The following is a 25,818-nucleotide window of genomic DNA, read 5'->3' as shown; positions in this document are numbered from 1 at the left end:
AGAATTATTTAGCGAGCGATTTTCGAAACTGGCTAATTTTTGAGACCATTTCCTGGTGTTCTTTTTCTGCTTTCGTTTTGTCTTTGGCATCTTCAATTTTTTTAATCGTTTCTTTGACTCGAGTTTTCAACTGTTGGTCATCTGTATTTAGTGTCTCCTGCAAAGTTGGTAGCAGAGGCTCGGCTTTCTTGCCGAAAGTTGCCAGGGCACCTGCTGCATTTAAACGGACCCACTTGTCATCGTCCTCTAATAAGCGAGCGATCGCCTTCATATTACTTTCGCTGTATGGATCAAGTCGAGCCAGTTGCCCGTTACTCCAGCCACGCACGGTAGTATCAGTACTTTTCAGTCCCTTAGAATAGCGTTTTTCCAGATCGGCAAGTTCGAGTACTGAGACACCTTTGGGAATCTTGATTTTGTCCAATTGAATATTGCCACCCACGTAAATCGTTAGAATCGGGTGCTTGCTCCAGATTTTAGCACCTTGATCTTTTTTCGTCATCGTTTTGGCGATGCCGCCGACAAGATGCAGATTCCAATGATAGTGAATCGTTTTTGACTTGTTGAAAGAGTCCACTACTGCTGGTCCCGGTCGCAACACAACCTCATGCACTTTTTCGTCAGTAGCAGCAAATTTTTTTAACACATCATTTAGTGACTCGTTATTTCCGCGGTAGAAACAGTATTCATTGCCGTTGACCCATTGATGATAAACGCGGCTTTCATGGTTGACGACCGGAACAATTCCCGGCCAATCCTGAAAATTGGCCGCATTCAAAGGTTGGTTGCCAAAACTCTCTTCCCCTAAAGCCCATGCGCATGTGGCGCCACTGCAAATAGTCAGCAGGAAACTCAATATTATTAAGATAACATGCCGCATAAGGTGATCTCCTCTTTCAAGAAAATAGTTCAAACATCAATTAAGATAACTGGCATGACAATTTTGTTTCAAGAATTCTCTCATAATTAACAATTTTCACAAAGAGTGTCGTATTGAAGGGAACTTCTGGCTCATTGAAAACCGAATTCACTGTTGGGGGTTTGTGAGATAAGAAAACTTTCATCGATCAAATCAATTTTAGTTAGGCCAGCATTGCTTGAACGAACAATCTTACTAATTTCGGAGCGAATGGAAGCTAGATGACCGAATTTGCATAAAAGAAATGACAAAGTTATGATGCAGCGAATAGAAATTTCACTATGTCCACGAACTACTCTAGGCAGTTGGCATGACAGCAGACGGGCAAACGATGAGTCGCACTCGCGAGATAGATGATGATCTGGAACACGCGAGTTTGGAGGCAGTTTACGAGCAACTTGATACTTCTTCCAAGGGATTGACTTCGGCCGAAGCACAGACGCGGATTGGCCAGTATGGCCGTAACGAATTGACCGATAAGGAAGTTAACGACCTGCAAAAATTCCTCCGTTTTTTCTGGGGGCCTATTGCCTGGATGATTGAAGCCGCGGCTTTACTGTCGCTTCTGATGGAGCATTGGGCCGATCTCACAATCATCATGGTGCTGCTTCTCTACAATGCCGTTTCGGGATTCTGGCAGGAACGCAAGGCGTCGAATGCTCTGGCGGCTTTGAAAGCAGGACTCGCTCCCAAGGCGACAGTATTGCGCGATGGCCATTTTTCTTCTATCGACTCTGCAGAGGTTGTGCCCGGAGATGTGGTACGGATCAAGCTGGGTGAGGTCGTGCCCGCTGACGTGCGGTTTATTGAAGGAGATTATATCAGCATTGACCAGTCTGCATTGACGGGAGAGTCTCTGCCTGTGAGCAAAAAAGTCGGTGATGAGGGCTACTCCGGCAGCATTGCCAAACAAGGTGAAATGCATGCAGTGGTAATCAGTACTGGGAACAATACTTTTTTTGGTCGCACTGCCAGTCTGGTCGCAGGGGCTGGCGGCGAGGCTTCGCATTCACAACGGGCGACGACTCAGATCGGAAATTTTCTCATTCTTATCTCGGTACTCCTCTGTGTTATATTAGTGGGATTCGAGATCTATCAGGATGTCGTAGTAAAGCACCTCTGGCAGTGGTCTGACTTGGCGGCGATTGCCCGTATGGTATTGGTTCTATTAATTGCTTCGATTCCAGTCGCAATGCCGACGGTGATGACTGTGACTAATTCATTGGGGGCTCAGAAACTAGCCCGGAAGAAGGCTATCGTTTCTCGACTGGAGGCGATCGAGGAACTCGCTGGAGTTGACATCCTCTGCTCAGACAAGACAGGGACCCTCACCAAGAACATTTTGACACTCGGTGATCCAATCCTTTTCGATGCAAGCACTACCGATGATCTCATACTAGCTGGTGCATTGGCTTCCGAAAGGGGCAGTGAGGACGCCATTGATAAAGCAGTCTGTGGAGGACTAAAAGAGAGCAAACTGCTGGATGATTATCAGGTAACCAGGTTTGTGCCTTTCGATCCAGTCAGTAAGCGAACTGAAGGGCAAGTAACCGATCCAGCTGGCAATGCAATTAGATATACCAAAGGCGCGCCGCAGGTTATCATCGAGTTGTGCGCATTGGATGATAATGTCAAATCAAAGGGCGAACAAACCGTTTCAGACCTTGCTGCCAAAGGACTACGCGCCCTTGGCGTGGCGGAATCAACTGATGATGGCAAGAGCTGGTGTTTTCTGGGTATCTTGCCAATGCTTGATCCGCCTCGAGACGACTCTCAGCAGACGATCGCGCGTGCCAAGGCACATGGGTTGCATGTTAAAATGGTAACTGGAGATGATGTCGCAATTGGCAGCGAAATTTCGACGCAGTTGGGTATGGGGTCTCACCTCATTGCAGCTGCCGACATGTTTACCAGAGATATGGACATGAGCCATTTGTCTGATCACATCACTGGGTGTGTCGAAAAAGCAGATGGGTTTGGCAGAGTGTTCCCCGAGCATAAATATGGCATCGTCAAGGCGTTGCAGGATCGAGGACATATTGTTGCCATGACCGGTGATGGAGTTAATGATGCGCCAGCTCTGAAACAGGCGGACTGTGGTGTTGCCGTCAGTGGTGCGACCGACGCCGCCCGGGCTGCAGCAGACCTGATACTGACTGCTCCCGGACTGTCTACGATCATTGAAGCCATCGATGAATCGCGCGAGATATTCGAACGGATCATCAACTACATACTGTTTCGAGTTGCCATGACTTTGGACATTATGTTTGTGGTCGTTCTGGCAACGGTGTTCTTTGGCTTCTCGCCGCTAACTCCGATCATGATTATTCTGCTGGCTTTGCTAGACGACATTCCGATCATTACGATCGCTTACGATAATACCCAGTTGCCGAAAGAACCGGTGCGCTGGGAAATGAAGCGACTGTTGTTCATTTCCAGCTTCATGGGGATCATGGCGATAGCTCAAAGTTTTGGCTTGTTGCTGATTGGCATGGAATGGCTCAGCAACAGTGAGTGGCAATCCTGGATCAAACTGAATCAGGAACAGGTTCAGACGGTCGTCTTTTTACAGATTGTGGCGGGCGGTCACCTGCTATTGTTTGTCATGCGTTCGCGGGCAAGTATTTTCCGGCCCCCCTGGGCGGCTATGCCTTTGTTTCTGGCGATTGTGGGGACCCAGATTTTTGCCGTCCTGATGTGTGGATTTGGCTGGTTTGTTACCGCGCTACCTTGGACTATCATCGGGCTTGTTTGGATTTACATCTTGGTTTGGATGGTTGTACTCGATGTGATGAAACTGGCCTTGTATTACAAGCTCGCACATGATCAGCATCATACATAAACTTCAGAGGTAACTGTCATGGATTACATCAAGAAATTTCGTGTTCAGCCAGGCAGTTGTGTGGATCTTGAAAAGATTGACGCCAGTTTCAAAGACAAGCATGAATCTCATCAACGTGCGTTACCAGAAATAGATTCCTATGCTCAAAAGTTGCAGGACCTTCAGTACCTCATGTATGCAGAAGGGAAACGCTCGCTCTTGATTTGCCTACAGGGCCGTGATGCCGCAGGAAAGGATGGGACGATCAATCATGTATTGGGAGCGATGAACCCTCAAGGATGCACCGTTACGAGCTTCAAGGTCCCTTCAAAAGATGAGGCGGCCCACGATTTCCTCTGGAGATATCACAAGGTGGCACCGGCTCAAGGACAGGTGGCGATTTTTAATCGTTCTCACTACGAAGATGTGCTCGTCGTGCGCGTACATGACATGGTGCCTAAGGAAGTATGGTCAAAGCGTTATGAGCATATTAACAATTTCGAGAAGCTGTTACATGATCATGGAACACACATTCTCAAGTTCTACCTACACATCGATGCTGAAGAAGAAATGGCGCGTTTCAAGAAGCGAATTGACGACCCGACGCGTCATTGGAAGATCAGCGAAGGCGACTATTCAGAACGGCCATTCTGGAATGATTATACTACTGCATTCGAAGAGGCAATGAGCCAGTGTAGTACCGAACATGCTCCGTGGTTCATCATTCCTGCAAACCACAAATGGTTCCGCAATCTTGCCATTTCCAGAATTATTGTTGAGACAATGGAAGGGCTGAACATGGAGTTTCCAGAACCGACAGTCGACATCGAAGAGATCAGAAAGAAATACCATGCAATTGTAGAAGAGGAACTAGATGAAGCGTAGCCTGGAAAATTGTCTGTTTCAACAGAGATTAAAGGATAGAATGCTTCGTTTTTTTACACCTGATGCCCGTCAGATAAGCAATCTTGAGCACTGAGTAAAATATAAACACTCAAAATTATGTTTCAAAAGTCCTCTGCTGAGAACGATTTTTTGAATATTTAGTTAATGATAGATACGAAGTGTCTTTTAAGTATTTGCGTTATTTCTATTGAAAAACATAGAAAATCATTCCGAAATCAGATTCATTGTGCTGATTGTCACCATTGAGTGGTTATACTTGTAAAAATTAACTTTTGCCCTAATCGAATTCGAGGAGAACCAACATGACCGACCAACAAATTACTCGTCGTAAAGCCCTGCAGACTACAGCTGCTTTAGGAGCGGGGCTCTGGTTGGGAACTTCTGTCAGACCGACGCGGGCGGCTGCGAATGAAAAACTAAATGTGGCTGTGATTGGTATTGGTGGTCGTGGTGCTGCGAATTTAAACGCTGTCGGCAAAACAGAAAATATTGTTGCCCTCTGTGATGTCGATGAGAAACGAGCGGGTAAAGCCTATGAACGTTATTCGCAAGCAAAAAGTTTTGCCGATTTCCGCCGCATGCTTGACGCGATGGAAAATCAGATCGATGCTGTTGTGGTAAGTACTCCCGACCATACGCATTTCCATCCTTCGATGATGGCGATGACGATGGGCAAACATCTTTATTGCGAAAAACCGATGGCTCACTCAGTTTGGGAAGTACGCGAAATGACCAAACTAGCTGCCAAAAAGAAACTTGCAACGCAACTGGGTATGCAGCGGCATGCTTATAAAAATATGCATCGTGTTGTCGAACTCGTACAATCGGGGGCGATAGGTGATGTGAATGAAGTTTATAGCTGGGTGAGCAGTAGCCGAGGGATGCCTGCACTTCCTGTGAAAACTGTTCCGCCTCCGGAAACTCTCGATTGGGATTTGTGGATCGGTCCTGCCAAATTTCGTCCTTATGCTTTGAATGCTAAAGGGCAGGGAACGTTAGCACCATACAATTGGCGCTTCTGGTGGGATTACGGTACAGGAGAAACGGGAAACTGGGGTTGTCATATTCTGGACATCCCTTTTTGGGCACTCGACTTGAAATACCCCACACGCGTTGAAGCCTCGGGGCCAGAGGTCGATGCTGAGCGAACCCCTACAAAAATGCAGACCAGTTTTGCTTTCCCTGCGACCAACAAGCGGCCTGCTCTTGAACTTCACTGGTCTCAGTCAAAAAAAGGCCCTGCTATTTTGAAAGAAAAAGAAATTAGTCTGAAAGGTGCGAATACTCTCTTTATCGGTTCGAAAGGGATGCTGTTGACGGGGTTCAATTCTCACAAATTATTCCCTGAAAAAACTTTTGAAGGATTCAAAGCACCTGAACAGTCCATTCCGGATTCACCCGGTTTTCATCTGGAATGGATTAATGCCTGCAAAGGTGGCACACCTGCAACGTGCAACTTCGACTACTCCGGTCCCTTGTCCGAAACAGTTCTCTTGGGAAACACAGCTTATCGTGCGGGAGGAGGCTTCGATTGGGATGCAGCCACTTTGACAGCTGGAGGAAATGAGAATGCCAGGCAGTATCTTTATTCCAAGTTTCGTAAGGGATGGGAAGATTTCACGAGCTAAAGCTGATGGTTTCATTTGAGAAAAGACTTGGAAAAAGTATTTTCTTTCGTTGTCTGATTTCAGCGAGATGGCAGATCTCTTCACTTCAAGAAAAGAAATACCTCCTCTATCTAATGGAGGCAAACTACTTTCATTTTGCAAAAATGAACAGAAACACAGTTTTATTTTAGTGTTTCTGGACTATTCATTTTTAAAATGGGACAGTGTGTCTTAAGATAGAGATACGGACACACATTTTTGCTATCTAAGAATCAGTCCCTTTTTCTGAAACCCATAACCGTCAACTCATCAAGATGTTTTTTTGCGATTTTGTGCTATCTATTGAATCACGGATTTTATAACTGACTAGCCACAGATACTGGGAACGATCTATGACAAACTCTGGTCAAAAGAGCAGCCTGAAAGTTCAAAGCAGTCAGCAAAATGAAGAACCAGCAGATGAGTTTCACATTGTCGGGGTCGGTGCCTCTGCAGGTGGGCTTGAGGCACTAGAGTTGATGTTTAAGATGATGCCTGACGACGCTGGTATGGCATTTGTCATTGTACAACATCTCTCCCCGGATTTTAAAAGTCTGATGGATGAGCTAATGGCGCGTCACACCAAAATGCGCATTAACCGAGTTGTAGATGGGATGGTGGTGGAACCTAACTCTCTTTATCTGATTCCTCCGAAACAGGATATGGTCATTTCTGATGGAAAATTACTTTTAACAGAAAAAGATACGTCACAATCCTTATCATTGCCCATTGATCATTTCCTGCGTACATTGGCTCAGGACGTAGGTCGAAGAAGCATCGCTGTTATTTTATCCGGAACAGGCAGTGATGGTTCAAGAGGGATTCGTGATATTCATGAAGCAGGTGGACTGGTCGTCGCACAGTCTCCACAAACTTCTAAGTTTGACGGAATGCCTAAAAGCGCGATCGATACAGGAATTGTTGATGTTATTGTACCACCGGAAAAAATTTCTGATGTTCTGGAACGTTATATTAATCACCTGCATCAGACAGAATTGGACCAGCCACCACTTGATGAATCAAGCATTGAACATGTTTTTCGGCTGTTGCAGGAGCGTCACCGCATTGATTTCAATCATTACAAGCCTTCCACGATTGGACGTCGAATTGAACGTCGAATTCAATTAAATCACCATGGTAATATTGACGAATATGTCAATCGACTTGAAAAAGAACCGGGAGAGGTCGATCAACTCTATAAAGATTTATTAATAGGTGTCACTCGCTTCTTCCGTGATCGTGAAGCATTTAAAGTTTTAAAGACTGAGATTATTCCCCAGTTATTACCAGAGAGAAAAAAATTTGAGGAATTTCGGGCCTGGGTGGCGGGATGTGGGACCGGAGAAGAAGTTTATTCCATTGCAATTTTGATCAACGAATACTTGCGTGAAACAAATAGGAATATCAATGTCAAAATATTTGCTACCGATGTTCATCAAGCATCCATAGATGTAGCTCATCTGGGAATTTATCCCGAAACGAGTCTGGGAGAAATGGAACAATCCATACGAGATCGTCACTTTATAAAGACGGAAGATGGATATCAAATTTCTTCTGAGATCCGCAAAATGATTGTTTTCGCGCAGCACAACCTGGTTAAAGATGCACCCTTTACTCGTTTGGACATGATTTCATGCCGAAATTTGCTGATTTATCTTCGCACGATGGCCCAGAAAAAAGTATTGTCGTTATTTCACTTTGGATTAAAAACTGAAGGAATCCTTTTTCTCGGTTCGAGTGAAAGTCCGGGCGAGCTTGCTGAAGAGTTTGAAACACTTCATGAACGTTGGCGATTCTTCAAAAAGCGACGTGATATCAAACTTCCCGCCTATTTACGGGATCCCATTAATACCGAGCGAGAGCGATTAAACGCACCAGCTCGAATGGGATCAAGAAAGAAGTCGGATTCTTTTGGGAAAGATTTGATTGCAACCTATGACAATTTGCTAGAGCGATTTATGCCTACCAGTGTGCTGGTGAATGAACATTGGAATGTTCTTCAACTGTTTGCTGGAGCTGGAAAGTATCTGGTTCATAATGATGGTCGCTTATCAACTAATTTACTTGAAATGATCGATGATGATTTAAGGCTGGCATTGGCGGGAGGGCTACATCGAGTCTCTCAAAAGCGAAAGGCAATTCGATACAACAATGTACTTGCCAGAACATCAGAAGGAGAGACACAACTCAATATCCAAATTTCTTTAATGGAAGACGAGTCACCTAATCCTAATTATTTAGTCCAATTTGAAGAAATAGACGTGTCTCCTGAAGAAGAAAAGCAGGGATCCGACTATCTCGATGTTGAGGAAGTGACGAGAAACCGAATTTTGGATTTGGAACAGGAAGTTCGATATACCAAGGAAAACTTACAAGCCACGATTGAAGAGCTGGAAACCAGCAATGAAGAATTGCAGGCCACTAATGAAGAGATGGTTGCCTCAAATGAAGAGTTACAGAGTACTAATGAGGAGTTACATTCTGTCAATGAAGAGCTCTATACCGTCAATGCAGAATATCAAAATAAAATCGCAGAATTAACAGAACTGACCGATGATATGAATAACCTCCTGGTCAGCACTGAGGTTCACACGCTCTTTCTCGACGATACACTATCGATCCGAAAATTTACACCTAGGATGGCACAGGTGTTTAATTTTATTTCCACTGATGTAGGCAGAAAAATTAGTGCGTTCACTCACAATATTATTTGCGACGAATTAGTTTCTAAGATCCAGAATGTATTGGATAAAGGAGAAACTTATGAAGAGAAAGTGCTGAGCAAGCAAAACGTACATTTTTATATGCGAGTACTTCCCTACAAGTCGGCTGAGTATGTTCCCGGTGATGAAATACCGGGAATTGTACTGACCTTGATTGATATCAGTTCTCTTGTTGAAGCAGAAGAGTCCATTCAAAGAGAGCAGGAGCGTTTTTCGAGAGCCATTGCAGCTAACAGAGATGGTACCTGGGACTGGACCAACGTAGGAAATGATGAGATGTGGTGGTCCCCTAATTGTTACACTTTATTAGGTTACAAACCAGATGAGTTTCCTGCTTTGCATTCTGAGTGGCTGAATTTAATACATCCTGATGATCGTGAACGGGTACAGGAAACAAGTGTGCCAGGAAGCGATAGTTGTTATGTTGAATTGCATCGCGATTTTGAATATCGCATGTTGCACAAAACTGATGGGTACCGCTGGTTCCGGCATCGTGCGATTGTCGATCATGATGTTTCAGGTAAACCGGTACGCATGACGGGGTCCGTAGGCGATATCCATGACCGCAAGTGCGCAGAAATGCAAAAGGTGGAAGAAATATTGAAACGTGACAATTTCCTGGCAATGCTGTCACATGAACTGCGTAATCCGATGGGAGCAGTGCTAAATGCGATTAGCCTGATTCAAGATAAGACGTACCTGCAATCTCAAGCTTCAGGCGAGATAAATACAGACGCTCCTCAAATAATTGAGCGGCAGACAAGACACATGGCACGATTATTAGATGACTTGCTGGATATCGCCCGATTTGGACAAGGGAAAATTGAATTTCGACTGGAAGTCGTCGATGTGATCGCTCTCGCACAGGAAGTTCTTGAATCAGTCAACTATCAGATTGGTGAAAAATCGCAGACGTTACATATGATGATTTGTGATGGTCCCATTTATATCTATGCTGATCCGATTCGAATCAAACAGGCCCAAGTCAATTTACTCAACAACGCGTCGAAGTATACGCCTGAGGGTAACGATATCTGGTACAGTATTGATTATCATGATCATCAAGTCTGTATTACTGTGCAAGACAATGGTGACGGGATTCCAAGCGAACTCTTAGCAAGTATTTTCGAGCTATTTGTTCAATCTGATTCCACTTTAGCACGATCTGCTGGGGGTCTGGGAGTTGGTTTATCGCTTGCCCGAAGCATCGTGACGACCCATGGTGGCGATATTCAAGTTGAAAGTGATGGAGTCGGGAAGGGCAGTACCTTCAGAATCTTTTTACCGATGACGGATAAGACTCCCAAGACGTTGAAGCATGAACCAGATCTTAGCTTTGAAGGATGTAAGATACTTCTTGTTGAAGATAATTTTGACGCGCGAAATATGTTGGCGGAAACACTTCAGATAAAAGGATTTGAAGTATCGGTTGCCGGTGATGGACTGTCAGGGTTAGAACTTTATAAAGTGAAAAAGCCTGATGTTGCTGTGATTGATATTGGGCTTCCCAGAATGGATGGATACCAACTTGCCAGAGAAATTCGGAAACAAAACACTGAGTCACCTGCCGTATTAATTGCATTAACTGGTTATGGGCGCCAGTCTGATCAAGAAGCCGCTTTGGCAGCAGGATTTGACACACATCTTGTGAAACCAATAGATCCCGGCGAATTGATCATTCAGATTATCCAGCAAAGAGCAAGTATACATCCGAATCTTAGTGAAATGTAAGGTATCTAACTCATTTACAAGAAAATGATTGACAGGTGAAATATATTTCGTTAAAAATTTAGATCGCATTGATCGACACCAGCAGGCATGACTAAAACAGAGCAGGGATGCTTAGTGAATTAACATGATTGTTCTCGACTTCCATGGATGGAACATCGAAAGCCAGTTATTCCACGGAAGGAAATTCCCATGCTTATTCTCAGTCGTAAGCAGGACCAAAACGTCAGCTTCCCCGATCTTGGTATTACGGTAAAGATTCTTGGTGTGAGAGGCTCTACTGTAAGAGTCGGATTTGACGCTCCCGTCGAATTCAAGATTGTCCGAGGGGAATTACCCGAAGCGATACCTCATGACTCAAAAGAGCACCAGATTGTTCAAGTCCCTCCTGAACTGCGACACAAACTCCGAAATCAATTAAATTCTTTAAGTATTGCTACGCATCTTTATAAAGAACAAGTGGCAGCTGGCTTTCATAAGGAAGCTGAAAAAGTCTTTAAAAGACAAGTCGAGTTACTGGAAAGTATTCTCGAACAAAATCAGATTTCTTCTGAGGATGCCAAATATTTAGAAAAGAAGCCAAATAGCATCTTGTTAGTCGAGGATCAGGACAACGAGCGCGAAATGCTGGCAGGCTTACTCGAGATGCATGGCTATCAAGTTGCGACAAGTAAAGATGGTGCCGATGCCATTGAACATCTGGAGAATAACCCGCTACCTTCGATTATACTTTTCGATATGCGGATGCCTCGCTGTGATGGACCGACGGCAATCAGACATATCCGAAAGAACGAAGCTTATAATCAAGTGAAAATATTTGCAATAAGTGGAACAACCCCTGAGGATTGTTTCGCTCAATCAGAAAATGAAGGTGTCAATGCCTGGTTTATGAAGCCCTTGAATCCAGGAAAACTTATTGACGCGATGGCAGTTTCCTGTCGCACTTAATGGAGTCTCACTAAGGCACGAGTATTACTTGGAAGGATCGTTGCGGGGCGAAAAACGCTGTTCATGGATGGGAACAAAACCGCTCAAAAAGCAATACTGTGTGATTTAGAGAGCCATCAGTAAGCTGATGGCTCTCTTTTTTAATACGCCCCGTTCTGATTCTGACAAGTGTTAACTGATTCAAAAGATCAAAGAACAAAATCAGGTAGATTTCGGTTTGGTTTGTTCCAGCGAATTCTTGAGAGTAAGAGATCACCCTTATAGCCACCTCGGGGAAGCCACTCTCCGACAGTCACGCAAGACTCATTCGGGCTGAGATTCGTCACATCAAAGTTACCCATGATGGCGACCTGGTTGGGTTTATTGACTCCATCACCCACTAGAGGCAGGACAACTTGTTCTGTCTCCCGAATCAGACAGAGTTTTTTGGGATCAACGCGTGCGACCCACAGTGGAGAACGCCAACGGATAACATTTTTATTCGATTCATCTTTTCTCGTGTAGACCAGAAAGAGTTCATCGGAATGAGTGAGCCAGTGTTGTTGTGTCGTTGACATGCCAATTGGCTGGCCATCGTCCCAGACCCAGGCTGTTTTATTGTGGTAGTTCAAACCGTCCGGGCTGACGGCAACATATCCATGTCCATCCTCTGCGCGAATGGTCATGAAGAATTGATTCTGGAACCGTGTGATGGAAGGTTCGAGTAAGCCACGCCCGACATTATTTTTTAATGGAGGCCCCACTTCCAGGATTTTTAGTTCTGAACCATCAAACGAACAGCGAACTCCGGCCACCATGCGATGGTCTTTTTCAGGTCCAAATGTGAACGACATCATGATATCGCCGTTAGGCATCACAATACGTTGCCCACAATTATTGGTGTAGATAAATGAACCGCGTGGATCGTCCCATTCCAGAATTTTCCGTTCCGACCAGGTGCCATTTTTTTGTCGCACTGCATACACCGGATAACGTGCCAGTTGATCACCTCTTGCAAATCGAGGTCCGCGATAGAAGACGACATGTCCCAGGGAGAGAATTGTCTCTGTCTTTTGATGGTACTGCGGCGTCACATCACAGACCCCTGCCATCAATCCCGGGTGTCCTTGGACTGGATCACGTCCGAGTGCAAGAATTGGTTGGGGAATACTCCAGGTCATTCCTCGATCCTGGGATTCACTCCAGTGGACAGGGCCAAAATAATCTGAGCCTCCAATCTCCTGCAAGTTGGCAAAGAGTGTCGCTTTCCCGCTTTTACCTGGAATCAGGCAAGCGCGTGGGTGAAACCAGGTTGTTCCAGACCCATTACGATTGCGAAAGACCGTTTCTTTTGTAATCGATTTGATTAGTTTGGTGTTTTTCTTCTTACCGTAGGCAGCTTGTAATGCAGCCGTCCCGATGGGACTTACCATCGCTAATGCAGTGGAATGCATAAAACTACGACGGGAAATAAGTGAATGATGAGTCACGAATTTACGCTTTCTAATAGAGAAAATGTTTCATATGCATCAGGCGTAACGAAATCATAGACAACACTTTGTTACGATTACAAGATAAACTCTCACTTCTACTAATTATGCTAACGTCATCAGGAAACGAGGTACCTCGCTTCAAAGATACTTAATTCTGGGAATGATTCAACTTATTATAATCAGTTTAAAATATGAGTTGTTTTTACCAATTTCCAATAATAGATTCATGAATTACCGAATTGCGCAATTATGTGAAAAGCATATTTATCATCGAATCGGTCTTGATGTTTTCTAGACATATCGGTAGTCTTTGATGTATTGCTGGAGCTAAATGTCCATCTGATAAACTAGTGAGATGTAATCGATGCTGACAGTCAATGGTTATAAACAACGAGTTTGTTCTGGTCTGTCGCGGCGTGAAGCGTTGCAAGTGGGAGGCGCGGGGTTGTTTGGTCTCAGCCTGCCGGGTGTCCTGGCTGCTGAAGAAGCTGTTGGCACCTTTGGCAATGCAAAGGCGAAGTCTGTTATCTTTCTGTTTCTGTTTGGTGGTCCAAGTCAGCTTGAATCATTCGACATGAAGCCGGAAGCACCCAGCGCGATTCGTGGACCGTTTATGCCCATTCATTCTCGTACCCCGGGTTTACAAATCAGCGAGCATCTGAAGCGTACTGCGAACATTTCAGATAAAATCTGCGTGATTCGTACGATGACACATCCGCATAACGATCATAATGCTTGCCATTATATTCAGACCGGCCATAAATGGACCCGGTCTGCTGCAGATGGGGGGGATGTGAATGCCCGTTCGACCGATTGGCCCGCAATGGGAAGTGTCGTCGAATATCTTTCACGCAAAGCCCCGGATGCTCATGAGCGTAGTCTTCCCGATTATATTTATTTACCGAATAAGCTGGGGGCGCTGCAGGGGTTGGAGCGTACTGGACAACACGCAGGCTGGCTTGGCTCAGCCTACGACGCGTTTGCGACCAACATTCGCAAACGGAACTCTGCGGACAATCCTTATTTTCGCGACTGCAACGATGAAGAACTGGATTTCCGTATTCATGGTTTAGCAACGACGAAAGCACTTACGCTGGATCGTTTGAACAAGCGGAGCAGTTTGTTGAAACAGTTTGATCAGGCAAACAAATCATTCCACAATGATCAGGTTTATGATAATTACGATCGCATCCAGCAGCGTGCCCTTTCGCTGGTTACATCGAAAAAGATGCGATCGGCCTTCGATATTAAGCAGGAGTCGGCTGCGATGCGAGATCGTTATGGTCGGCATCTGTTTGGTCAATCGGCTTTAATGGGGCGTCGGATGGTAGAAGCAGGGGCGCGGTTTGTCACCGTCTGTTGGGATGCACCCGATGGTTTTAGCTGGGATTCGCATCGTAGTGCGCATTACCTGGAAAAGTATCTTTTACCCGGTTTTGATCAGACTTATACTGCATTGATTACCGATTTGGATGAACGTGGTTTACTCGATGAAACGCTAATCGTCACCATAGGTGAAATGGGCCGGACACCTAAAGGGACAAGTAGTTGGGGCCGCGGGCACTGGTCGCACTGTTTCCCCTGTTTGCTAGCCGGAGCAGGGATTCGTGGCGGTGTTCTTCATGGAACGTCCGATGCCCATGCCGCTTATCCAGTCGAAAATCCCGTCAGCCCCGAAGACCTTGCAAAAACAATCTATTGGTCACTTGGCATCGATCCCGATCTCTTTCTTACAGATCAGGAAGATCGTCCGATCCCCATCATCGAGAGTGGCAAACCGCTGAAACAGTTGTTTGGTTGATCTTCAAATTCTTGCGTCTAACTTGATGAGCTTAAGGCTTTCAAAACTTCTTTTACGTTGGATCGATTTCCATGAGTCTTGCTGATTTTGGCAAACTTCACTTTTCCATCTGTGCCAATGACAAAGGTTGAAGGATATGCTGTTTCGTTCTTTGCATCCCAACGCAGACCATAGGCATTCGTGAATATGTAATCGGGATCGAGCAGGAATTGGAAGTTAGCTGGAAGCTTAATGTTTCGGGTAAACTCGCTCGCGCGTGTGTTAAGATCTTTTGCAGTGCCGGGATAAACCATCACAACGGTTGCATTTGCCGATTTCAGTTTCGCAGCGCTCGTGATAAATTGACCCACCTGACGTGTGCAAAGAGGACATTGATATCCGGGGTAGCCTCGCAGCACAAGCAATACAACAGGGCCTTTTTTGAGTTCACCTGAGAGCTTGATCTGCTTGCCGTTTAAGTTGGACAGCGAGAAATCCTTGGCAGTTTTTCCCACAGCAGGCGGAGACGCATTTTCGACGCCAGCATACACATGGGTCTGGGATACATTTTGGGAGAACAAAATTAAAGACAGAGTTAATGTAGTTTTACTTACTATATTAAACAGTTTCATGAAATCGGTTCCTTAATTGTAAACGTTACGAGCTGCGAGATTTGTTGATGTGTGGAATTGAAATTAAACGAAAGTTCTCGTATTCAGCGCTATTCGTTGTATTCAGCTGCAAATGGTTCACGTATTATCTGATGTTGGTTAAAGAACCGCAATCAAAATTCTCTTGACTTGGTAAGATTATAGCTTCAACAAATATTCCAAAATGTGAGACACATCACAGAATCAGAAAATAAATCAGATAAGTAATCAACAGACTAAATGTTAACTCTATGAAACATCTTCGATGATATAACAATAAAATTTTCAACTGGCGAACATAAAGTTGGGAGAATCTGGTCTATTTATTGTTTTATGTAGATTTGATATGCTGATTTGAAAGTGATAGCTCGCTCTTGAAAATTAAATGGTTATTGAATGCCATGACATAACTGAGGTAATACCATGAGTCAATCAAACAGAGTTCGTTGGGGAGTCATTGGTCTAGGTTGGTTTGGTGAAGTTCATGCTGATAACCTTGCCGAAATTCCGGAGATTGAATTGGCGGCGCTCTGTACTCGACGGCCTGAACGGTTAAACGAAATCGGAGAACGGTTGGGAGTTAATCGGCTGTATACAGATTATCGCGAGCTTCTGGCAGATACTGAGATTGATGTAGTGAGTATTACGACGCATATCAATGACCATCGTGACATTGCCATCGATGCACTGCGCAGTGGAAAGCACGTCTTGTTGGAAAAGCCAATGGCACCAACGGTGGCTGACTGTGAACAGATTGTTGAAGTTGCCAATAACGCAAAGGGCTTCTTCATGGTGGGGCACATCTGCCGGTTTGATCCTCGGGTGACGATTGCCAAACAGGCCATTGACGAGGGGCGGATTGGTAAAATCATCTCAATGCATGCGCGACGTAACCTGTCGAAGGCAATTGGTCAGACAGTACTTGATGACATTTCGGCATTGATGGGCGATGGAATCCACGATGCAGATCTGATGCTCTGGTTCAGTCAGGCGAATGTATCGACCGTGTATGCACAAGAGGTACATCCAGGGCAGAACAAATTCCCTGACGGTGGCTGGTCTATTGCACGACTTGATAACGGTGCGGTTGCTGTGGTTGAATCGGTCTGGCATCTACCGGAATCAACGCCCTACGCCATTGATGCACGACTGGAGGTCATTGGTACGGAAGGAGCCCTGTATATCAACTGCGGTGAAGCAGGTCTAACAATCCACGACGCACAAGGCGTCAAAATGCCAGATACGATGTATTGGCCACGTCCGTTCGGTAATTACTTTGGTGTGCTGAAAGAAGAGCTGTGTTATTTCGCAAACTGTGTAAGAAATAACGAAGTGCCAAAGCGGATTACGCCTGCGGAATCGTGCGCTGCAGTTGCCTGGATGGAAGCGGCGACCGAGTCAGCGCAAACAGGGTCCGTGCTTCGCTTCTGAATTCAGTCTGTTTATGAAGTAGAGATTAAGATATATCCAGACTCTATTAAGATCATATCAAGTTTTTGACATCTGTTTCATCTGAACTTGTCAAGGTAGAAAATCCGAGTAGTTTGTGCGAGAGTTTAGCGTTTGATTCTCCCAATACCGTACTTCATTCTACCATAAATCGCCTTCTTAAAGCGGAGCGTACTCAGATGAAGATGTCTTACACCTCAAGAGAATTTCGGCCAGGATTCACCCTGATTGAACTGTTGGTTGTGATTGCAGTTATTGCGATCCTGATTGCTTTATTACTTCCCGCCGTCCAGCAGGCGCGTGAAGCAGCTCGTCGAAGTCAGTGCAAAAATAATTTGAAGCAACTTTGCCTGGCAATCCACAATTATCATGATAATTACCAGACGACGCCTTTGCATATGCACCGTGGTTCCGATGATTACGATGGTGCGGCTAACGGTGGATCAGGAAATTTGTCCTGGTATGTGGGCCTCTTGCCGTTTGTTGATCAAGGTAATATTTACGATCAAATCCCATTTGAAACCAGTGGACAAGGAGATTCCTGGAGTGGTATTGCCAACAATACTTCTATCCTGGGTGGTTTGGCAAGAATTCAGATTCCGCTTTTTAAATGTCCCAGTGAATCGGTCGTAAACACGGTTGTTTCAACTGCCAACTTTAACTACGTTGCGAACGCGGGGCGTCCGCGTAACTTACTGTTTCCCGGGCAACCTTCTACCGGTGGCGCTGCACCACCCGCCTCTAAAGGTATTATTTCGATGTCAAGAATGAACGAGGGAGGGCCGTACAGTTCTAATTGGCGTTCCACTACCAATGCCAGTTTCGGATTCCGAGAAATCAAGGACGGACTTTCAAACACTGCTGCCCTTTCAGAATCACTAGTGAATGACGGAAGTGGAAATCATCCTGATCGCCGCCGTAATCTCTATTACACAAATTCCGCCATGATTGAACAGTACGATGCGTATATTGATCAAGTCGTAGCAGATGGACTGTCCGGTTTTATCAACTGGTCATCCTGGAGCCAGTACAAAGGGCATTCCTGGCTTTATACTGACTCCTGGCAGAAACACGTTTATACACACGTTTTTCCTCCCAATACGATTTCGATTCCCGCCTACTCCAGCGATACATTTCGCTGTCATGAGGGCGATTCTGGTATTACTCCTTCCAGCGGCCATACAGGCGGAGTCCATGTCGCGATGATGGATGGGGCCGTTCGATTCATTTCCAACTCCATCGATTTGAATACATGGTGGGCATTGGGAACAAAGCGATCGAATGAAGTGATTGGAGAGTTTTAATTTCTCATCTACGAATGCATTCTTAAGAAAGAAGCTCATCGACGGACGATGAGCGTTCGAATTGACTTGGGGCCAAATAATGTCCAATCCAATAATGCGTTTATCCCAAATTATAAGTGCTGTTTTATTTTACTCAATTTTATCCGGCTGTGCAGGCGAAGAAGACCCTATTGAGGCACGCCTGAAAGAAGTTGGATATACTCCCGACAAAATTGTAAGTGAACTAGAGCTAAGAATTACCAATCTGAAAAAGATGCCTGCTCGTGAAAAACGATCACAAGAAGGGGCAAAAAAGGACGGTACACGCAATGATGGTCCGGGCGGGAATCCATTCACATTTGAGTCGATCATTGACGATATCAAACATAAAATAAACCAGTTACAGGAGCGTTCGGGCGACGATGTGAATGTGCTTGATCAAGTTAAACAGAAAATTGAGGAGGGAAAGCTGGACTCTGATACACGTCAACGTGTTCTGTCAGCGCTACAGTAGTAAAGAGAGTCTACTCTGTAGCTCAACTCATAACATACAAGTATTCTGGAAGACTGCAGAACAGGCAATGCCCGCCGAGTAGGCAATCGATGGCATCCGTGCAGAGATGCCACAAAAGTCCGACTGCGACAGCGCGCCATTTCCAGGAGGGTATCGCCAGTAAACCCAGATAAACCATTCCCGCCCAGACTGTGTGGAGTGGATGAAATCCAATACTGCAACGGTTTGGATCAAAAATGGGGTCAGCTAAAAGATGATCCACGTCAATGAGCATCGTGGCCAGCATGATGAGCCCGGCTTTCCACCAGTTCTCTTTCCAGAACAGTTTCGCAATCACGAATGGTACCAGCAGGTGGCATGAATAGTGGATGATATGCCTGATGAGATCAGGTACATTTTCCATATAAACCGCACTTCTGTTTATGGTTTTACATTATGAGTTTCAGTTTTACTTACGTTGGTAAACCGTAAGGACTGCGATAGGTTTTGTCTAGCATTCCGTTGGCTTCGTCACAGTCAATGAATTGTTCTTTTACGGGATCAAAATCAAGACGCCCGCGGGTACGGTATGTGATCTCGCCCAAATGTACCAAAGCGCAACTGCGATGCGCGGTTTGAGGGTTGGCTTTTGTGGGCTTGCGAGTTCGTACTGCATTCAGGAATTCCGACATGTGTTCGGCATAACCGCGTTGTCCTCTCAGAGCTTTTCCTTCGGTGGGACCTTTTTTGTTCTTGGACCCCAGGAATACACTGAACGCACCTCGCCGTGAGAAGATCATATGACCCTCTGTGCCATAAAATACGTTACCGTTGTCAAAGCCGTGCAAACCATAGGATGTGAAGGGGTAATTTTCGTAAATCAGTAGTCGACCATCAGGGTACTCATAGGTAACATTCATGTTATCAGGGTATTCGCTGGCGTGACCGTGTAACATCATACGGCTGCCACGGGCGGTAATTTGCCCGGGCAGGGTTTCAACCCCCAGTCCCCAGGCTGCCATATCAAGATCATGGATTCCGTCATCCCCTATTTCACCATTGGCATAATCACGGAACATGCGCCAGGAGCCATGAAAACGATGTTGATTAAACGCACGCTTCGGTGCCGGTCCGAGCCAGCGGTCATAATCAACACCCTGGGGAGGAGTACTATCGGGAACGGGTTTGACAACGCTTCTTGATTCCGCGGTCCAGGCACGGGCGATTTTGACTTCGCCGATGATTCCCTGTTTTAATAGTTTTTCAGCCTTTTGTGTCACAGGACTGTTGCGCATTTGGCTTCCCTGTTGCACAACGCGTTGATACTTCTTAGCTGCCTCTATTATTTGGTGCCCTTCGTTATAAACGTGTGAAATTGGTTTCTCAATGTAAACGTCCTTGCCTTCCATCATGGCAGCGATTGTCATCGGAGCGTGCCAGTGATGAGGTGTGGCGATAATAACTGCATCTACATTTTTATCTGTGATGACATCTTGAAACTGAGCGGTGTGTTTAGCTGCCTTCGCTTGAAAGCCGTTCAAGTACTTTGCCGTACGTTCGATTTGACGTGGATCGACATCACACAGATACGAAATGGAGACCGGCTCTTTGCGTGCGACGAGCCCTTTGACATGATGTCCCATAATTGAGCCACATCCGATAATTCCCACGTTTAGTTTTTCCGGGACCTCAGCACCAAATGTGTGGACTCCACCTAAAGCTGATGTTGCAGCCGTGATTGCTGCAACTTTGGTTGAATTCTGTAGAAACCTTCGTCGTGTCTGTTTGTGATTCATGGCTTGTACCCTTTTACTCTGTTTCTTCACGATTTGTTAATAAAATATTTATGAAAATATTAGAGAGCCCAATCTGTGTTAACTTCAAGTTAGCAATCAGTTAAATGTCATTGTACTGAGCACATCGACATTGAAGTGTAAACAGTCAATGGATAACGTAACCGCGTCATTATTAAACATTACTTTTATACCATAGTTTAAGTAGTGTTTCAGTATTTACCCTGATTTGCGGACTTTTCTATCCACATTTTTCAAAATAAGGAATTCACGATGCGAACTCATTCGTCTTGCCGAACTGTTCCCGGGCTTCATCGTCGTTTTGCATTCACTTTAATCGAATTGTTGGTCGTGATTGCCATCATTGCGATCTTGATTGCTCTATTACTTCCTGCAGTCCAGCAGGCACGTGAAGCAGCCCGACGTTCTTCTTGTAAAAATAATTTGAAACAACTCGTCCTGGCATTACACAACTATCACTCGACCTATTCGGTGTTTCCTCCTGGGAGCGTAAACGGACGAGGCGATAATCCAAATGGCGCTCATGGGTCTGGAACAGCTGCCATTGGTGGTTCATGGATTTTGATGTTGCTGGCAGACCTTGAGCAGTCGGCTATGTTTGATGATTTCATGACGATTGCGAATGAACGACCGGAAGTTCTCGATTGGCTGGGAAATGGAACGTATACCTCTCAAGGAATGGACGTCGGCAGCAAACAAATCAACTCAATGCTTTGTCCCTCACATCCTAAAAATAAAGAACAGTTTGCCAATGGAACTGGATTGGAACATTTAGCCCGCGGTAATTATGCAGCCAACTACGGCAAAGCAGGCTATGGCCGGATTCATACAAACAATGGGAGTGTCGGGGGCGTCTTTGGCAATAACTCCAGCATTGGTATGCGAGATATTATTGATGGCACTTCAAACACGCTGGCATTGAGTGAGCTTAAATTCCGTTTGCAAGATTCTACTGGACCATCCAGTCAGGATACGCGTGGTACCTGGGCGTATGGAGTCATGGGAGGTAACGTTTTCAGCACTCAGACTGGACCAAACAGCTCTACTCCCGATGGTATTTGGGGCTGCCGCAGTTTCCCCGCTGAAGACATGCAATGTGTCCAGATTGGTTCGCCTTATACCGAGATGTATTCGGCGGCACGCAGTTATCACATTGGTGGCGTTCAAGGGGCGATGGCAGATGGCTCAGTACGTTTTTTCTCTGAGAACATCGACTTAACACTCTGGCAAGCCCTGGGTACACGAGGTGGTCGCGAAGTGGTGGAAGGTTTCTGATCGGAACCATTAGCATCTCGTATTCGATTCACTCAGTTTCTATTCATTTTGAATTCGACTTGTAATGTTCCTTACAAAGGGTACGTTGCGTCGAGGTCTTTTAGTTCGAAGAAGCACAATGATTTCATTTAAACGACGAACTTACGCTCTCTGTTTTTTTCTGAACTTGTCAGTCATGATGACCGGCTGCGGTGGTGATGATAGCTTACCTGTTTATCCCACTGGTGGTGTTGTTCTCTATGATGACAAGCCCATGGTGGGAGGTGGGGCTATTTCATTTACTCCCATCTCAGCACAAAAAGGTAAGATGGCTGGTGGAATTATCAAAGAGGATGGCTCATTTGTGATGTCAACTTATGATGAGGGAGATGGTTCAATTGCTGGGGAATTCCGAGTCGTCGTTTATCAAACAACGGTGCAAGAGCCAGAAACTGTAGCAGAAGATAGTGACGGAACTGAAACAGGGAAAAACTTTGAGCCAGCTCCCTCTGAGCCAATTCAAACTGTGGACAAGAAGGATCGTATTCCAACTCTCTATTCGGATGCTGTGAAATCACCAATCACAGTCAAGATCGAGCCAAACGGTCAAAATGAGTCGTTAAGTATTGAGCTGAACCCCATATAATCTTTTTGATTCCACGAAAATTAAGGAAAAACTGTCTTAGTTTTTAGTACTTATTGTATCTCAAGTGGTGGAAAAAGTATCGCTGTAAGAAGGAGATTAAGCGGATTCGAGAACTCTGGAATCATCCGATTCAATTCCGTTTGATTCAGAAATCCATCTCTGGTATCATATCAACATCCTTTTATGTTGATTAATGGGCTTTGCGATTCTTTGTTTCCAGGGAAGAGATTTCATGCTGACGATTCTTGGTAAACCGACTGCGAAGAACGGTTCATTTTGTGATGGTGTTTCTCGCCGCAGCTTCTTGAAAATCGGAGGCATGGCCCTTGGTGGGATTTCACTACCGGGTGTGCTCAAGGCCGAAACCGAGAGCCGAACTGGCAGCAATCACAAAGCGATTATCAATATTTATATGCCCGGTGGTCCATCACACATTGATTTGTGGGACCCTAAGCCGGATGCGCCTATAGAAATACGTGGCGAGTTCAACCCGATTCAAACGAATGTACCCGGAATTCAAATCTGTGAACTGTTCCCGCGAATGGCTGCCATGATGGACAAGTTCATTCCCGTGCGTTCTATCTCTGATGCCGACGGCAGGCACGATGCCTATCAATGTATGACAGGCAGGCGTTTCAATAGTCGCAAGCCACCCGGAGGCTGGCCGGCAGCGGGAGCCTTTGTCTCGAATCTACAAGGTCCAGTCAATGCAGCCGTCCCGTCGAACGTGGCTTTGATGTATAAAACGGGTAACGGCACTTGGGGCCAACCTGGTACGGGTGGCTTTCTGGGAGTTCAACATTCGCCGTTCAATCTGGTAGGGCGTAAAGCGCGTAGTTCACCTGAGAATATGATTCTGCAGGGGATCACACTCGAACGTTTACAAGACCGGGTTCAGTTACAGCGCGCGTTTGATACGTTTCGTCGAGACGCCGACACTTCGGGCTTGATGGAAAGTATGGATGTATATGGTCAACAGGCGATGAATATTTTGACTACCTCGAAACTGGCCGATGCATTGGATCTATCGAAAGAAGATCCAAAAATTCTTGCTCGTTACGGTAAAAGTGATGAAACATTTCAACGCGATGGTGCGCCCCGGATGATCGAAAATTTCTGTCTGGCGCGGCGACTGGTCGAAGCGGGAGCCCGGTTTGTTTCTTTGAACTACAGCCGTTGGGACTGGCACGGTCCCGATGGTATGAACTTTCCCAAGTCTCGAGAAGAATTTCCACTACTCGACCAGGGTCTCTCTGCTTTGGTAACTGATCTTCACGAACGCGGACTCGACAAAGATGTTTCGGTAGTGGTTTGGGGTGAGTTCGGACGCACGCCGAAGATCAATCGAAATAACAGCCGCGACCATTGGCCGAAAGTCTCTTGTGCGATGCTCGCTGGTGGCGGTATGCAGACCGGTCAGGTGATCGGCAAAACCAACCGCAACGGCGAATATGCGATTGATCGCCCCGTCAAATTCCAGGAAGTCTTTGCCACGCTATACCGCAATGTCGGCTTGGACCTCAACGGTACCCGCATCTTCGATACCAGTGGCACACCACAGTATCTGGTCGACCAGGGGATCGAACCGATGCGCGAACTAATTTGATTAACATATCAAGTGTATTTGGTGTTGTCTGGAATGCAGAGTAGAGTAAAAAGCCCAGACCTAAGACTATTAAACCTTTATTGCTTTCCTGTGCATGTTCTTCGTGATATTGTTTACAATGTCACTTCACAAGCGTTAAACTATTACACGCTAGACGCGGGCATAACAATTCATCTTCGGTGAGGAATCGCTATGCGCAAGACTTATCAATTGCCTGGTATCGTGTTGTCTTTAGTCGTGTTTTCGGTATCAGCGAGTGCTGAAGACACTGTGCTCTTTAACGGGAAAGACCTTGATGGTTGGTCTTATCATCGCCAGGGCGATAAACCAGCAGTGGAGTTGAGTGATGCCTGGGTGGTCCAGAACGGATTACTGGTTTGTACTGGCGCTTCTAAAAGTTTCTTGATGCACAAGGGGCAGTTCGAAGACTACGTACTCACACTTGAATGGCGGGCGAAACGTGTGAAGAATGGAGTCACCGTTGGGGCCGCAAGTTCGGTTTACATTCATACGATCGATGAACCAGGTGCTTTTTCGGCTCCGAAATCGGTCGAAGTATCAATCAACAATGATATCGGTGCGGTTTATTTTCGTGATGTGAAACCTTCTACAGACCCAAAGAAGTGGGCCTTCCGGGCGCCCAAGCTTCCCAAGAAAGTGGAAAAGGACTTGGGCGAATGGAACCGTTTGAAGTTGATCAGCCGTGGGAAACGACTCACGGTTATTATCAATGATGTGGTAGTGAATCAGATTGACGGTCTGAACCGGACCAAGGGGGCGTTTGCTATCAAATCTGTCCCCGGATTTTTTAAGGCGCCTACTTATTACCGGAATATTCGAGTACAGCCGGTTTCCGATGCCCATTTGAACGACGAGAAGAAGGCAACACAACAGTTGGCTCAATTCAAAGCGGAAATTGCCAAAAAAGAGGCCGCTGAAAGAGCAATGCGTAGCGAAGCAGAACGAAAGAAGCGGATGAAACAAAAGGCACTTGCCAAAGGCTGGGTGGACGTTGACATCGCTCAGGAAATTGATTTCAAGGCTGATGCATTTCGCTTACCGTTCCCAGCCGATGCACAAAAACTGGAATTTGATGCCAAGTTCAAGGACATCAGCTTTACCAGTCCTTCTACGCTCGCGAAGCTAACGAGGTTCTATCAAATCGAAATGGCTAAGCGCGGTTGGAAAGTCGCTGAGAAAGAAATAGAGGAAGATTCGATTGATGTGACCTTTAAAAATGGCAAAGCAGAAGTTGAGTTGAGCCTGAATGAACGATCGAAGGGAATCAAAGTCGACATGGATTGCAAAGGACTTTCGTTTGAAGGCTCAAATGACCCTGCGGCCCTTGCTGCTCTGGGTATTGCGCAACCAAAAGGGCATCTTTTTCTGCAGAAAGAAATTCAACTTCCTGAGAATATTCAGTCTCTGAAGTACGATGGTGACGATCGTTGTACGTTTAAGTCGAGCTTCGAACTGCAGAAAGCGTTTGACTATTTTAGCCAGCAGCTGCGCGATAAAGGCTATCGCGAAACGCGACGCCCTATCGTCAGCAGTAAACGACTCTATACCGAGTTCGCCAAAGATGGTATTGAGATCAGCGTCAATGTTTTCACCGACGTGGTCGGCTCCAGGATCATTCTTGAATATGATGAGTAACGCTGAAAAGTACGAATCCGAAAA

18 protein-coding genes are annotated in these 25,818 nt (G+C 45.6%); 13 read left to right on the top strand and 5 right to left on the bottom strand.

Annotated features, from left to right (window positions below; genetic code table 11):
- Positions 1-4: 4 nt before the first annotated feature.
- A complete protein-coding gene (locus tag V202x_RS23700; RefSeq protein ID WP_145179286.1) occupies positions 5-880 on the bottom strand; it encodes a HEAT repeat domain-containing protein in 876 nt (291 codons plus the stop codon).
- Between the two features lie 370 nt (positions 881-1,250).
- Here V202x_RS23700 and V202x_RS23695 point away from each other — a divergent pair, with 370 nt between their 5' ends.
- From V202x_RS23695 to V202x_RS23675, 5 genes are all read left to right on the top strand, one after another.
- A complete protein-coding gene (locus tag V202x_RS23695; RefSeq protein WP_197993068.1) occupies positions 1,251-3,761 on the top strand; it encodes a plasma-membrane proton-efflux P-type ATPase in 2,511 nt (836 codons plus the stop codon).
- 18 nt (positions 3,762-3,779) lie between these two features.
- Complete coding sequence (locus tag V202x_RS23690; RefSeq protein ID WP_145179284.1) at positions 3,780-4,625, top strand: polyphosphate kinase 2 family protein; 846 nt, start codon at positions 3,780-3,782, stop codon at positions 4,623-4,625.
- 323 nt (positions 4,626-4,948) lie between these two features.
- Positions 4,949-6,274, top strand: a complete 1,326-nt coding sequence (locus V202x_RS23685) for a Gfo/Idh/MocA family protein (RefSeq protein ID WP_145179283.1) — start codon at positions 4,949-4,951, stop codon at positions 6,272-6,274.
- 371 nt (positions 6,275-6,645) lie between these two features.
- Positions 6,646-10,746: a chemotaxis protein CheB gene (locus tag V202x_RS23680; protein WP_145179282.1), complete on the top strand. Its 4,101-nt coding sequence runs from the start codon at positions 6,646-6,648 to the stop codon at positions 10,744-10,746.
- Between the two features lie 189 nt (positions 10,747-10,935).
- A complete protein-coding gene (locus V202x_RS23675; RefSeq protein WP_197993067.1) occupies positions 10,936-11,691 on the top strand; it encodes a response regulator in 756 nt (251 codons plus the stop codon).
- A gap of 188 nt (positions 11,692-11,879) precedes the next feature.
- Here the strand turns inward: V202x_RS23675 and V202x_RS23670 are convergent, their stop codons facing one another.
- On the bottom strand, positions 11,880-13,160 hold the full coding sequence (locus V202x_RS23670; protein ID WP_232098671.1) for a sialidase family protein: 1,281 nt from the start codon (positions 13,158-13,160) through the stop codon (positions 11,880-11,882).
- 367 nt (positions 13,161-13,527) lie between these two features.
- Here V202x_RS23670 and V202x_RS23665 point away from each other — a divergent pair, with 367 nt between their 5' ends.
- Complete coding sequence (locus tag V202x_RS23665; RefSeq protein WP_145179280.1) at positions 13,528-14,964, top strand: DUF1501 domain-containing protein; 1,437 nt, start codon at positions 13,528-13,530, stop codon at positions 14,962-14,964.
- A gap of 17 nt (positions 14,965-14,981) precedes the next feature.
- Here V202x_RS23665 and V202x_RS23660 read toward each other — a convergent pair whose 3' ends face one another.
- A complete protein-coding gene (locus V202x_RS23660) occupies positions 14,982-15,575 on the bottom strand; it encodes a peroxiredoxin family protein (RefSeq protein WP_145179279.1) in 594 nt (197 codons plus the stop codon).
- A 441-nt stretch (positions 15,576-16,016) separates the two neighbouring features.
- Here V202x_RS23660 and V202x_RS23655 point away from each other — a divergent pair, with 441 nt between their 5' ends.
- The 3 genes from V202x_RS23655 to V202x_RS23645 all read left to right on the top strand — a co-directional run bounded on the left by V202x_RS23655 (position 16,017) and on the right by V202x_RS23645 (position 18,839).
- Positions 16,017-17,024 (top strand): Gfo/Idh/MocA family protein, encoded by a 1,008-nt coding sequence (locus tag V202x_RS23655; RefSeq protein ID WP_145179278.1) that lies wholly within the window; start codon positions 16,017-16,019, stop codon positions 17,022-17,024.
- A gap of 197 nt (positions 17,025-17,221) precedes the next feature.
- Positions 17,222-18,346 carry a DUF1559 domain-containing protein gene (locus V202x_RS23650; protein ID WP_145179277.1) on the top strand — a complete coding sequence of 375 codons (1,125 nt, stop codon included), beginning with the start codon at positions 17,222-17,224 and terminating at the stop codon, positions 18,344-18,346.
- A 79-nt stretch (positions 18,347-18,425) separates the two neighbouring features.
- Positions 18,426-18,839 carry a hypothetical protein gene (locus V202x_RS23645; protein WP_145179276.1) on the top strand — a complete coding sequence of 138 codons (414 nt, stop codon included), beginning with the start codon at positions 18,426-18,428 and terminating at the stop codon, positions 18,837-18,839.
- A gap of 22 nt (positions 18,840-18,861) precedes the next feature.
- On the opposite strand, the gene V202x_RS23640 is transcribed toward V202x_RS23645, so the two are convergent.
- Together V202x_RS23640 and V202x_RS23635 are read right to left on the bottom strand one after the other, a co-directional pair.
- Positions 18,862-19,242, bottom strand: a complete 381-nt coding sequence (locus V202x_RS23640; protein WP_145179275.1) for a DUF6122 family protein — start codon at positions 19,240-19,242, stop codon at positions 18,862-18,864.
- A gap of 49 nt (positions 19,243-19,291) precedes the next feature.
- Positions 19,292-20,614, bottom strand: a complete 1,323-nt coding sequence (locus V202x_RS23635; RefSeq protein WP_145179274.1) for a Gfo/Idh/MocA family protein — start codon at positions 20,612-20,614, stop codon at positions 19,292-19,294.
- Between the two features lie 270 nt (positions 20,615-20,884).
- Here V202x_RS23635 and V202x_RS23630 point away from each other — a divergent pair, with 270 nt between their 5' ends.
- From V202x_RS23630 to V202x_RS23615, 4 genes are all read left to right on the top strand, one after another.
- Entirely contained in the window at positions 20,885-21,907 is a 1,023-nt protein-coding gene (locus V202x_RS23630; protein WP_145179273.1) for a DUF1559 domain-containing protein, read from the top strand.
- A 118-nt stretch (positions 21,908-22,025) separates the two neighbouring features.
- Positions 22,026-22,532: a hypothetical protein gene (locus V202x_RS23625; protein WP_145179272.1), complete on the top strand. Its 507-nt coding sequence runs from the start codon at positions 22,026-22,028 to the stop codon at positions 22,530-22,532.
- A 232-nt stretch (positions 22,533-22,764) separates the two neighbouring features.
- Positions 22,765-24,138, top strand: coding sequence for a DUF1501 domain-containing protein (locus V202x_RS23620; protein ID WP_145179271.1), 1,374 nt, complete (start codon positions 22,765-22,767; stop codon positions 24,136-24,138).
- 192 nt (positions 24,139-24,330) lie between these two features.
- Entirely contained in the window at positions 24,331-25,794 is a 1,464-nt protein-coding gene (locus V202x_RS23615) for a DUF1080 domain-containing protein (protein ID WP_145179270.1), read from the top strand.
- Positions 25,795-25,818 lie beyond the last annotated feature (24 nt).

Origin of the sequence: Gimesia aquarii (genome assembly GCF_007748175.1) — a bacterium.
Taxonomy (GTDB): Bacteria; Planctomycetota; Planctomycetia; order Planctomycetales; family Planctomycetaceae; genus Gimesia; species Gimesia aquarii_A.
The sequence above is the reverse complement of the archived record's forward strand: the minus strand, read 5'-3'. Positions and strand labels throughout refer to the sequence as shown.